Raw genomic sequence first — 12,726 nt, forward strand, 5'->3', positions numbered from 1 at the left:
TTTTAATGTTTGATTTAACTTAAACAGCTTTTCCTGAAAATACGATCAAATTTTGGTAATTTTTATTTTATTCCTTCAAGTTGAGAAATAAAAAAACCGCGCTTTCGCGCGGTTTTTTCAGTTAAAGCGACAAATTATTTTTTGTCATCTTTTACTTCAGTGAACTCAGCATCTACAACGCCGTCATCCGCTTTTTGAGCTTGACCTTCGCCGCCTTGGAATGCGTTTGGATCAAAACCTTGCGCACCGCCTTGGCCTTGCGCTGCTTCATATGCACGTTGTGTAATTGGCATGATGATGTTTTGCAGCGCTTCAGTTTTCGCTTTGATGTCTTCAACGTCATTTTCTTTAGTTGCAGCTTCAAGCTCAGAAACCGCAGTTTCGATTGCAGTTTTTTCGTCTGCAGTCACTTGCTCGCCAAGATCTTTCACTGCTTTTTGTGAAGAAGCAACTAAAGCATCCGCTTCGTTACGAGCTTTTGCAAGCTCTTCAAATTTACGGTCTTCTTCAGCATTCGCTTCAGCATCTTTGATCATTGCTTCGATTTCAGCATCAGACAAACCTGAGTTTGCTTTAATCTGGATCGATTGCTCTTTACCAGTGCTCTTGTCTTTTGCAGATACTTTCAAAATACCATCAGCGTTGATGTCGAAAGATACTTCAATTTGTGGCACACCACGTGGCGCAGGTGGAATGTCGCCTAACTGGAAGTTACCCAACAGTTTGTTTTGCTGCGCCATTTTGCGTTCACCTTGGTAAACTGAAATGTCTACAGCAGGCTGGTTGTCCGCAGCGGTTGAGAACACTTGAGATTTCTTCGCAGGAATCGTGGTGTTTTTCTCGATAATTGCAGTCAACACGCCGCCCATGGTTTCAATACCAAGTGTCAACGGAGTTACGTCAAGTAGAAGTACGTCAGTTTTGTCACCTGAAAGTACCGCACCTTGAATCGCAGCACCCATGGCTACTGCTTCGTCAGGGTTTACGTCTTTACGTGGCTCTTTACCGAAGAATTCTTGAACCTTCTGTTGAACCATTGGCATACGAGACTGACCACCAACCAGGATTACGTCAGAGATATCAGACGTCGAAAGACCTGCATCTTTAAGCGCAATACGGCAAGGTTCAATGGTACGCGCAACCAGGTCAGCAACCAGACCTTCTAATTTCGCACGTGTTACGTTGATCACTAAGTGTTTAGGACCAGTCGCATCAGCAGTGATGTATGGAAGGTTGATTTCAGTTGCATTTGAAGAAGAAAGCTCGATTTTTGCTTTCTCCGCAGCTTCTTTTAAACGCTGAAGTGCAAGTGGATCTTGTTTCAGGTTAAAGTTTTGTTCTTTCTTGAACTCTTCAACCAGGAACTCGATTAACGCGTTATCGAAGTCTTCACCACCTAGGAATGTGTCACCGTTAGTCGACAATACTTCGATTTGCTGGTCGCCATCAAGGTCAGCAATTTCAATGATTGAAACGTCGAAAGTACCACCACCCAAGTCGTAAACCGCGATTTTACGGTCGCCTTCTTTCTTGTCCATACCGAACGCAAGTGCCGCAGCAGTTGGCTCGTTGATGATACGTTTAACTTCTAAACCTGCAATTTTACCTGCATCTTTAGTTGCTTGACGCTGTGCATCGTTGAAGTAAGCAGGAACAGTAATAACAGCTTCAGTCACTGTTTCGCCCAGGTAATCTTCAGCAGTTTTCTTCATCTTTTTCAAGATTTCAGCAGAAACCTGTTGTGGCGCCAATTTTTTGTCGTTGACATCAACCCAAGCATCACCATTGTCTGCTTTGATGATTTTGTAAGGAACCAGACCGATATCTTTTTGTACCGCTTGGTCTTCATAACGACGACCGATCAAACGTTTGATCGCGAACAATGTGTTTTTCGGATTCGTTACTGCTTGACGCTTTGCAGATTGACCTACCAGAATTTCGCCATCTTTATAGGCAATAATAGATGGAGTGGTACGCGCGCCTTCAGCGTTTTCGATTACTTTAACTTTGTCGCCTTCAAGTACTGCAACACATGAGTTTGTAGTACCTAAGTCAATACCAATGATTTTAGCCATTTGGATGTTTCCTCTAAAATTTTTTTGTGATTTACACTTGTTATCCGATATGAGAGCCGTTCGATTTTTTTCAAGTAAAATTTTTGAAAAATTTCACAAACTCCCGAATTTATTTGGCTTAAGCGCCGACCATCACCATGGCAGGACGCAATAAGCGACTGTTAAGCGTGTAGCCTTTTTGCAAAACAGTCCCAATTTCATTTGCTTTGGCATTTGGATCAATCCCGACTGCCTGATGCAGGTCAGCATTGAAACCGTTGTTGGTATCCACTGCCACAACCCCAAATTTCTCCAAGGTATGCAATAAAGATTTAAGGGTCAGTTCAACACCTTCACGCAATGGTGTTTGCTCTTCACCTGCAGCCACAATGGCACGTTCCAGATTGTCGACTGTTTCTAGAAGCTCTTTAGAGAACTTTTCCAGAACTGTATCTTTATGCTTTTCAGATTCACGCTGAATACGTTCAACACTCTTTTGTGCTTCATAAACTGCATTGGCGGTACGGGCTTTTTCTAACTTTAAATCACCTTCAAGCTGCGCAATCTGTTCTTGTAAAGACTCAACGGAAACTTCAGCCTGCTCGGTTTCAGCTTGAGTTTGCGCTTTATCTTGTTCCGCTTGCTCTTGCTCAAGTTGTTGAGCTTGCTCGTTTTGCTCAGTCGCCATTGATTTACTCCGTTTAAATGGGTTCTTAAACATGTACAGTCCTTAGGCCTCAGTGTTCACTGTGTTTATGCTGAACTGCCATGGTTGTGAAGTTCTTGATTACCTAAAGAAATCGGGGCAGGGTGTAAAAATTCAAGCGTCGACCCAGATTAAATTTAAGATTTATACAAAATACTGAATCTAGCGGATAGCAGAACAAGCTATTCAGAACACAACAGCAGGATAGGATGAGAATAAAATACACGGACATCAGCAGCGATGAATCCGAATTTTGAACTGAATAGATTTAATTAGCGACTAAATCTAAGAATTAAGTATTTGAAAATAAATATAAAAAATGAATAATCGTATTTTTGAATCAAATTAATAATTTTAATCCGTTTTAAGTATTGGTAAAAAAATTGCATCATACTTCTATTAACAGCGACCTTGTTCAGAGGAGAGAGCCGAACCGGGTTGCTGTTGCCCTATTTTAGAGTTGCTTTTTTCAAGCTGAGTATCCCCAAAACTCAGCTTTTTTTTTGCCTATTTATTTATTAGACATAAAAACGATTAATATCTAAGCAATAAAGTCTTTCACAATAGATGAACTTTTGATTAATATTTATTCCAGATTCTATCGCTGTAGTTTCTTCTTATTTTGAAATGTGTTTTCGTGGCTTATCCTGTTCTCTAGATAAGCCTTTTTTTTGCCTAGAATTTACCTTTTTTAAATTTGTTGGAATCAGTCGTCTCTATTTTAGCGTTCTGTAAGATAAAACTTACAGCTTGGATAGTGAATCTCGGCTTCATGAGCGCAAGTTGATTCGATAGGATAATTTATATAGAGAATAGGATGTTCTGGTTGAATTGCTGAGAAGCATAAGCGAAGTGGAAGTTCGTTTAACATAACCCTCTGCAAAGGCCCTAAAGAAATTTTCTTTAGGGCCTTTGTCTATCTGGCAGCTATCTTTTTCCATTTAAAAAGCCCAGTCTGGGCTTTTAATACAGAAAATGATTCAAGTCTTAGTCGCGACGATCCCGTGAACGTTGTTCTTGATGACGTCGGTTGTCATTCCAGCGTTGATTAGAACGATTTTGCTGGACTTTTTTACTGCGTTGATCTGTTACACGTTTACGCTCCAGATCCTGACGACGTTTACGTTCTGCCTCTGCCTGTTTTTGCCGTTGCGTCATGATATTTTTACGTTGCTGTTCATGGCGCTGTCGTCCCAGTTGGCTTTTACGTCGATCCAACTCTAACTGTCTTTTACGATCTTGCTCCCAATTGAGACGTTGTAATTCCTGTTTACGTCGATCCAGTTCAATGCGTTTGCGTTGCTGTTCATATTCCCAGCGTTGCCGCTCATAGCGACGATCTTGTTCATAACGCCGGTCCAGTTCATAGCGACGATCATAACGCTGATCATAGCGGCCATCATAATAGCCACCATCTTCAGGAAATGCGACGCAGCCTACAGCTAAAAATGTAGTCGCCAAAGACAGAGCTATAATTTTGCTAGCCATAGGCATCCTCCCGGTTTGTAATAAAAAATATACTTAAGCTCGCAAAAGTACGTCAAAAATAACCTTTAAACGGTCAATGACATCTTTTATAAATGAGGGTAACGTATTGAGTAGAAGCTATATGTACATTGATATTAAGACTTATATAAGAATATGGTCACTGAAACGCTAATCGTGTAGAAACTATGAAGAATTAAGAGAATAAGGACTAAAAATAATGACTGTGAATCCTCCGGTTCTGAAAAGTGTGATGGAAAAGGGACAAGGGACGGCAGCGCGTATGCTGGACCGCTTACCTGGCATTGCACAGGAAGCATTAGTTAAGGCTCTGGATTATCCTCATGTTTATCCTGATTTAGATTCATTGGTTAAATGCCTGATGGCCATCCAGATAAAACAGGGGCATAGCAGTTTTATCAGTGAGGATCTGGCTCATTCGCGCACATTGTTTGATGCACGCATGAAAGCGATCGCGGCTAAACCAACTACTGTCAAAGTCATCGAAGAGCTGCGCCTGCCTTTGCAAAGTGGCAGCATCTTTGCCCGGCATTATCATCCAGCTCCACAAAAGAAGTTGCCGATGGTGATTTTTTATCATGGCGGTGCATTTATGGTGGGCGGTCTGGACAGCCATGATGAATTCTGTCGCTTGCTGGCAGTACATGCCAAAGTGCAGGTGCTAAGCGTGGCTTATCCGCTGACGCCAGAATTTAGCCCCTTGCAGATGGTACAGGTTTGTGAAGATGCCTTGGCTTGGGCACATCAGCATAGTAAGCAACTAAAAATCTATAAAAATCGTATTGCCGTAGCAGGGGACAGTGCGGGCGGAAATCTGGCTACTGTGGTGGCACAGCGCAGTGCAGGTAAATCTTATGCCGCACGAGCACAGCTTTTGCTTTATCCGGCGGTCGACTTTAAAAGTCGCCATCCTTCTTTTTATGCCTATAAAGATGGACTGGTACTTTCGGAACAGGATATTGATCTGGTGACCTTCATGTATGCCCAAACCCATCAGATTGAACTGGATGATCCGCTGATTTCACCGACCTATGGTGAATTGCAAAACTTGCCGCCAAGTTATGTGATTACCGCACGGCATGATGTCCTGCATGATGAAGGCTCAATTTATGCACATAAACTACGTCAGAATGGCGTGAGTGTTCATTATCATGAATATACCGATCAGGCACATGGTTTTATCAACCTGACGCCGATCTCCCGCCGTGCCAAAAAATATGTGATTGAGATCAGCAAAAACTTCCGCAAATTTTGGGACAAAAATAGTTAAATCCAAGGTGTAAATGCAAAAAGGTGTTTCTCATGAAACACCTTTTTGATAGACAGGTTTTTATCAGTTCTTATACTTTGCTACTGATCTGCGCTTCAGGAAAGATCAGATTGAATTTGGGAACATAAAAGCTTTGCAGTAATTTGGCTTTGGAAAAATCTGGAAATATATTCTCGGTATCTTGCCATTCTACTTGCGAGAGTTTGGAGAGGTGACCGCGGAACTGTGGACTAAACTGAAAACGCTGGCCTTTCCAGGCTTGCTGAATCTTCAGCATAGACGCTGGAATATGATGACTATTAATGTAGAACTGGCGTGCGGATTTGGTTTTCTTCAGTCGAATCGTCATATGCTGGTTCTGATGCTGAATCTGACACAGTACTTCCTGATCCTTTTCCTGCCATTCAAATTGCGCATGTTCTTTGGGAATGCCCCATAGATGCTGACCGTGTACCACAGACTCATAGGTAGACACATAAATTTTAGGAATCGAGCTGAGGCGCCGTTTACTAATTAAAGGATGATCCAGAATCAGTAACTCATCATAAGGGCCAATCGGCGAGGTGTGATAACGTACCAACAAGACTTGGACCATACGACCCAGCGGAGATGGTGCGATCCGAAATTGTTTCGCTTGCTGGATAAAGCTTGGGGTCAACCAATAATTTAGAATAAAACCCTCACCCTGCAAACGCCAAGGTGGAAACTGATGAATATTTTGCTCCTGTAATAATGCATGCTTCATTCTTATTCTCTTGTCTTTAGTCGGCAGGTCACTGCATTATGAGTTATAAAAGATTAATATATAGTTATTCACAACCATTACTTCTAAGTAGATGAGTTAATAAATGTTAAAGAAATCATTATGTGTCATCGCGCTTGCCGCGGTCAGTCTGCCAAGCTTTGCTGCAAATACGATTATTGAAATGAAGACTTCATCGGGAAATATTGAAATTGAACTCTTCAATGACAAAGCCCCAATCTCGGCAAAAAACTTCGAAAGCTATGTAAAGAGTAACTTCTATAAGGACACAATCTTTCACCGCGTCATTCCAGGCTTTATGGTGCAGGGCGGTGGCTTTGATATGAACATGCAGGAAAAAGCCAATACCAAAGCACCCATTAAAAACGAATCGTCCAATGGTCTGCAAAATAAACGCGGTACTTTAGCCATGGCCCGTACCAATCAGCCGGATTCTGCCCGAGCACAATTCTTTGTGAACTTGGTCGATAATGATTTCCTGGATCGTTCTGCTAGAAATGCCGGCTATGCGGTCTTTGGTAAGGTCACTAAAGGCATGGATATCGTCGATCAGATTGCCAAAGTACCGACCCGAAACTATGGAATGCATCAAAATGTGCCGGTGAACCCTGTAAAAATCACCAGTGTGACGATTAAAGCACCAGTCGTGAAAAACTAGGCATAGAATAAAGCAGAAATATTTAATTTATATTTCTGTTTTAAAAATATGTACTTATGTAATGAATTGTATGGAATTGAACCAATTTGGTGCATAAAAATAAAACACTCGTGATTCATGTGCGTTAAAAGCGCTTGCACGTGTAAGAAATTGCCCTATAATGAGCACATACCGACGAGATAGACGGAAACGAACGAAGCAGAATGGCGGAGTTGTTGAGTTTATCGAAGTCCAGCTTCTAGCACTGACGAGGTGTTAGAAAGATCATTAAGAGATTATGAAGAACAACTTGTGTGGATTTTTACTGGTTGATCGATCGAAATTATTTTCATTGATTGATGGTAGAAATTACTCGAAGTTTATTTGAGAAATATTTGTCAGAAAATTGATGAGCCAAGATTGGTGTCCTTTAAGACACTACATAGTATTAAACTGAAGAGTTTGATCATGGCTCAGATTGAACGCTGGCGGCAGGCTTAACACATGCAAGTCGAGCGGGGAAGAGTAGCTTGCTACTTGACCTAGCGGCGGACGGGTGAGTAATGCTTAGGAATCTGCCTATTAGTGGGGGACAACATCTCGAAAGGGATGCTAATACCGCATACGTCCTACGGGAGAAAGCAGGGGACCTTCGGGCCTTGCGCTAATAGATGAGCCTAAGTCGGATTAGCTAGTTGGTGGGGTAAAGGCCTACCAAGGCGACGATCTGTAGCGGGTCTGAGAGGATGATCCGCCACACTGGGACTGAGACACGGCCCAGACTCCTACGGGAGGCAGCAGTGGGGAATATTGGACAATGGGGGGAACCCTGATCCAGCCATGCCGCGTGTGTGAAGAAGGCCTTTTGGTTGTAAAGCACTTTAAGCGAGGAGGAGGCTACCGAGATTAATACTCTTGGATAGTGGACGTTACTCGCAGAATAAGCACCGGCTAACTCTGTGCCAGCAGCCGCGGTAATACAGAGGGTGCAAGCGTTAATCGGATTTACTGGGCGTAAAGCGCGCGTAGGTGGCCAATTAAGTCAAATGTGAAATCCCCGAGCTTAACTTGGGAATTGCATTCGATACTGGTTGGCTAGAGTATGGGAGAGGATGGTAGAATTCCAGGTGTAGCGGTGAAATGCGTAGAGATCTGGAGGAATACCGATGGCGAAGGCAGCCATCTGGCCTAATACTGACACTGAGGTGCGAAAGCATGGGGAGCAAACAGGATTAGATACCCTGGTAGTCCATGCCGTAAACGATGTCTACTAGCCGTTGGGGCCTTTGAGGCTTTAGTGGCGCAGCTAACGCGATAAGTAGACCGCCTGGGGAGTACGGTCGCAAGACTAAAACTCAAATGAATTGACGGGGGCCCGCACAAGCGGTGGAGCATGTGGTTTAATTCGATGCAACGCGAAGAACCTTACCTGGTCTTGACATAGTAAGAACTTTCCAGAGATGGATTGGTGCCTTCGGGAACTTACATACAGGTGCTGCATGGCTGTCGTCAGCTCGTGTCGTGAGATGTTGGGTTAAGTCCCGCAACGAGCGCAACCCTTTTCCTTATTTGCCAGCGGGTTAAGCCGGGAACTTTAAGGATACTGCCAGTGACAAACTGGAGGAAGGCGGGGACGACGTCAAGTCATCATGGCCCTTACGACCAGGGCTACACACGTGCTACAATGGTCGGTACAAAGGGTTGCTACCTCGCGAGAGGATGCTAATCTCAAAAAGCCGATCGTAGTCCGGATTGGAGTCTGCAACTCGACTCCATGAAGTCGGAATCGCTAGTAATCGCGGATCAGAATGCCGCGGTGAATACGTTCCCGGGCCTTGTACACACCGCCCGTCACACCATGGGAGTTTGTTGCACCAGAAGTAGGTAGTCTAACCTTAGGGGGGACGCTTACCACGGTGTGGCAGATGACTGGGGTGAAGTCGTAACAAGGTAGCCGTAGGGGAACCTGCGGCTGGATCACCTCCTTAACGAAAGATTGACGATTGGTAAGAATCCACAACAAGTTGTTCTTCATACGATGTATCTGAGGGTCTGTAGCTCAGTTGGTTAGAGCACACGCTTGATAAGCGTGGGGTCACAAGTTCAAGTCTTGTCAGACCCACCAAATCTGACTAACGAAGCATGAAAGTGCTGAAGCAAACAGAACAGAACGATACATTGACTTATTGATAAGCTGGGGACTTAGCTTAGTTGGTAGAGCGCCTGCTTTGCACGCAGGAGGTCAGGAGTTCGACTCTCCTAGTCTCCACCAAATTTCAAGATCATAAAAGCACTGCTTTTACTTGAAATTTAAGCAAGAAGCTACGCTTCGCGCAGTATGTAAGCATACAGTGATGAAGTTGTTTAGTTCCTAAGCGATCAAGTGTTTAGATCCTAGAGATTAACAAGTACAAGCGTTATGATACGCGCACTTGATAATCTCTGTGATTTATCACAGTTTCCTGACCTGACGAAGGCTGGAAAAATCATTAACAGAATATATTTGAGTTGAAATAATTTGTTCAAACTCGTTTTTAAGATCAACACTAACAGTGATTTATTACTGTGATGTGAAGATTGAAGAAATGAGTTCTAGCGAAATTAACTGAATCAAGCGTTTTGGTATATGAATCTAATTGAAGCTGTACTGTAGTTAAATCTACGAAACGCCAACTGTATGAGAGTGTTGAAAGACACGATCTGTTGCTTATCCCACTTGTAAGGATAAACGACTGTTTGGGGTTGTATAGTCAAGTAATTAAGTGCATGTGGTGGATGCCTTGGCAGTCAGAGGCGAAGAAAGACGTGATAGCCTGCGAAAAGCTCCGGGGAGGCGGCAAATATCCTGTGATCCGGAGATGTCTGAATGGGGAAACCCACTTACCATAAGGTAGGTATTGCAACATGAATACATAGTGTTGCAAGGCGAACGAGGGGAAGTGAAACATCTCAGTACCCTTAGGAAAAGAAATCAATTGAGATTCCCTCAGTAGCGGCGAGCGAAAGGGGAAGAGCCCATTAAGTCATATAAGTTCTAGTGGAACGCTCTGGGAAGTGCGACCGTAGACGGTGATAGTCCTGTACACGAAAGGGCTTATATGATGATGTCGAGTAGGGCGAGGCACGTGAAACCTTGTCTGAATATGGGGGGACCATCCTCCAAGGCTAAATACTCCTGACTGACCGATAGTGAACCAGTACCGTGAGGGAAAGGCGAAAAGAACCCCTGTGAGGGGAGTGAAATAGATCCTGAAACCGCATGCATACAAGCAGTGGGAGCCGGCTTAGTCCGGTGACTGCGTACCTTTTGTATAATGGGTCAGCGACTTATATTCAGTAGCGAGGTTAACCGCATAGGGGAGCCGTAGGGAAACCGAGTCTTAATAGGGCGCATTAGTTGCTGGGTATAGACCCGAAACCAGGTGATCTATCCATGAGCAGGTTGAAGGTTGGGTAACACTAACTGGAGGACCGAACCCACTGTCGTTGAAAAGCCAGGGGATGACTTGTGGATAGGGGTGAAAGGCTAATCAAACTTGGTGATAGCTGGTTCTCCCCGAAAGCTATTTAGGTAGCGCCTCGGACGAATACCATTGGGGGTAGAGCACTGTTTCGGCTAGGGGGTCATCCCGACTTACCAAACCGATGCAAACTCCGAATACCAATGAGTACTATCCGGGAGACAGACTGCGGGTGCTAACGTCCGTAGTCAAGAGGAAAACAATCCAGACCGCCAGCTAAGGCCCCAAAATTATAGTTAAGTGGGAAACGATGTGGGAAGGCATAGACAGCTAGGAGGTTGGCTTAGAAGCAGCCACCCTTTAAAGAAAGCGTAATAGCTCACTAGTCGAGTCGGCCTGCGCGGAAGATGTAACGGGGCTAAAACTATATGCCGAAGCTGCGGATGCATAATTTATTATGCGTGGTAGGGGAGCGTTCTGTAAGCCGATGAAGGTGGATTGAGAAGTCTGCTGGAGGTATCAGAAGTGCGAATGCTGACGTGAGTAACGACAATGCGAGTGAAAAACTCGCACGCTGAAAGACCAAGGGTTCCAGTCCAACGTTAATCGGGGCTGGGTGAGTCGACCCCTAAGGCGAGGCCGAGAGGCGTAGTCGATGGGAAATTGGTTAATATTCCAATACTTCTGTGTAATGCGATGAGAGGACGGAGAAGGTTAAGTCAGCCTGGCGTTGGTTGTCCAGGTGGAAGGTTGTAGGCATGTATCTTAGGCAAATCCGGGGTACTCTATGCTGAGAACTGATAGCAAGCTGTACTTGTACAGTGAAGTGGCTGATACCATGCTTCCAGGAAAAGTCTCTAAGCTTCAGTTACACAGGAATCGTACCCGAAACCGACACAGGTGGTCAGGTCGAGTAGACCAAAGCGCTTGAGAGAACTCTGCTGAAGGAACTAGGCAAAATGGTACCGTAACTTCGGGAGAAGGTACGCTGTTGTCTGTGATAGGACTTGCTCCTTGAGCGGCCGACAGCCTCAGAAACCAGGCCCCTGCAACTGTTTATTAAAAACATAGCACTCTGCAAACACGAAAGTGGACGTATAGGGTGTGATGCCTGCCCGGTGCTGGAAGGTTAATTGATGGGGTTAGCGTAAGCGAAGCTCTTGATCGAAGCCCCAGTAAACGGCGGCCGTAACTATAACGGTCCTAAGGTAGCGAAATTCCTTGTCGGGTAAGTTCCGACCTGCACGAATGGCATAATGATGGGGGCGCTGTCTCCAGCAGAGACTCAGTGAAATCGAATTCGCCGTGAAGATGCGGTGTACCCGCGGCTAGACGGAAAGACCCCGTGAACCTTTACTGCAGCTTGACATTGAACTTTGATCTTACTTGTGTAGGATAGGTGGGAGGCTTTGAAGTCGCGACGCTAGTTGCGATGGAGCCGTCCTTGAAATACCACCCTGGTAATATTGAGGTTCTAACTCTGTCCCGTTATCCGGGACGAGGACCATGTCTGGTGGGTAGTTTGACTGGGGCGGTCTCCTCCTAAAGAGTAACGGAGGAGTACGAAGGTGCGCTCAGCGTGGTCGGAAATCACGCGTAGAGTATAAAGGCAAAAGCGCGCTTAACTGCGAGACCCACAAGTCGAGCAGGTACGAAAGTAGGTCTTAGTGATCCGGTGGTTCTGTATGGAAGGGCCATCGCTCAACGGATAAAAGGTACTCTGGGGATAACAGGCTGATACCGCCCAAGAGTTCATATCGACGGCGGTGTTTGGCACCTCGATGTCGGCTCATCTCATCCTGGGGCTGAAGCAGGTCCCAAGGGTATGGCTGTTCGCCATTTAAAGAGGTACGCGAGCTGGGTTTAGAACGTCGTGAGACAGTTCGGTCCCTATCTACCGTGGGCGTTGGAAATTTGAGAGGATCTGCTCCTAGTACGAGAGGACCAGAGTGGACGAACCTCTGGTGTACCGGTTGTCACGCCAGTGGCATCGCCGGGTAGCTATGTTCGGAAGGGATAACCGCTGAAAGCATCTAAGCGGGAAGCCTACCTCAAGATAAGATTTCCCCGAGACTTTATGTCTCCTAAAGAGCCGTTGAAGACTACGACGTTGATAGGTTGGATGTGGAAGCATAGTGATATGTGAAGCTGACCAATACTAATTGCTCGTGAGGCTTGACTATACAACACCCAAACAGTTGTTGTATTAAGCATCAATTGATTTCATATTGATCTAACGATCAGACGAAGCCTTGATTTAGTTACGCTAAACGAACAAACTATCCAACTCAGATAAATCTGTTAATGAATTCTATTTGGTAGAAAGCAA

Annotated in this window: 6 protein-coding genes, 2 tRNA genes and 2 rRNA genes; 6 read left to right on the forward strand and 4 right to left on the reverse strand. The window is 44.8% G+C overall.

What is annotated here, in order from left to right; genetic code table 11:
• Positions 1–134: 134 nt before the first annotated feature.
• The 3 genes from dnaK to G4D73_RS09475 form a co-directional block, all read right to left on the reverse strand.
• Positions 135–2,075, reverse strand: a complete 1,941-nt coding sequence (dnaK, locus tag G4D73_RS09465; RefSeq protein WP_005245535.1) for a molecular chaperone DnaK — start codon at positions 2,073–2,075, stop codon at positions 135–137.
• Between the two features lie 118 nt (positions 2,076–2,193).
• Positions 2,194–2,742, reverse strand: a complete 549-nt coding sequence (gene grpE, locus G4D73_RS09470) for a nucleotide exchange factor GrpE (protein WP_213687740.1) — start codon at positions 2,740–2,742, stop codon at positions 2,194–2,196.
• 1,005 nt (positions 2,743–3,747) lie between these two features.
• The gene (locus G4D73_RS09475) at positions 3,748–4,248 is read right to left on the reverse strand and encodes a hypothetical protein (protein ID WP_213686624.1); all 501 of its coding nucleotides are present in this window, start codon (positions 4,246–4,248) and stop codon (positions 3,748–3,750) included.
• 217 nt (positions 4,249–4,465) lie between these two features.
• Here G4D73_RS09475 and G4D73_RS09480 point away from each other — a divergent pair, with 217 nt between their 5' ends.
• Positions 4,466–5,536: an alpha/beta hydrolase gene (locus G4D73_RS09480; RefSeq protein ID WP_213686625.1), complete on the forward strand. Its 1,071-nt coding sequence runs from the start codon at positions 4,466–4,468 to the stop codon at positions 5,534–5,536.
• 70 nt (positions 5,537–5,606) lie between these two features.
• On the opposite strand, the gene G4D73_RS09485 is transcribed toward G4D73_RS09480, so the two are convergent.
• Positions 5,607–6,281, reverse strand: coding sequence for an acetoacetate decarboxylase family protein (locus tag G4D73_RS09485; RefSeq protein ID WP_213686626.1), 675 nt, complete (start codon positions 6,279–6,281; stop codon positions 5,607–5,609).
• A gap of 103 nt (positions 6,282–6,384) precedes the next feature.
• On the opposite strand from G4D73_RS09485, the gene G4D73_RS09490 reads away from it, so the two are divergent.
• From G4D73_RS09490 to G4D73_RS09510, 5 genes are all read left to right on the forward strand, one after another.
• Complete coding sequence (locus G4D73_RS09490; RefSeq protein WP_213686627.1) at positions 6,385–6,957, forward strand: peptidylprolyl isomerase; 573 nt, start codon at positions 6,385–6,387, stop codon at positions 6,955–6,957.
• 429 nt (positions 6,958–7,386) lie between these two features.
• Positions 7,387–8,924, forward strand: a 16S ribosomal RNA gene (locus tag G4D73_RS09495).
• Between the two features lie 60 nt (positions 8,925–8,984).
• Positions 8,985–9,061: transfer RNA gene (locus tag G4D73_RS09500), tRNA-Ile, on the forward strand.
• 71 nt (positions 9,062–9,132) lie between these two features.
• A tRNA-Ala gene (locus G4D73_RS09505) sits at positions 9,133–9,208 on the forward strand.
• A gap of 476 nt (positions 9,209–9,684) precedes the next feature.
• Positions 9,685–12,580: ribosomal RNA gene (locus G4D73_RS09510) — 23S ribosomal RNA — on the forward strand.
• The 16S and 23S rRNA genes sit together here with 2 tRNA genes alongside, the layout of an rRNA operon.
• The last annotated feature ends 146 nt before the right edge of the window (positions 12,581–12,726 follow it).

It is taken from the genome of Acinetobacter sp. WY4 (genome assembly GCF_018438165.1).
Classification (GTDB): domain Bacteria; phylum Pseudomonadota; class Gammaproteobacteria; order Pseudomonadales; family Moraxellaceae; genus Acinetobacter.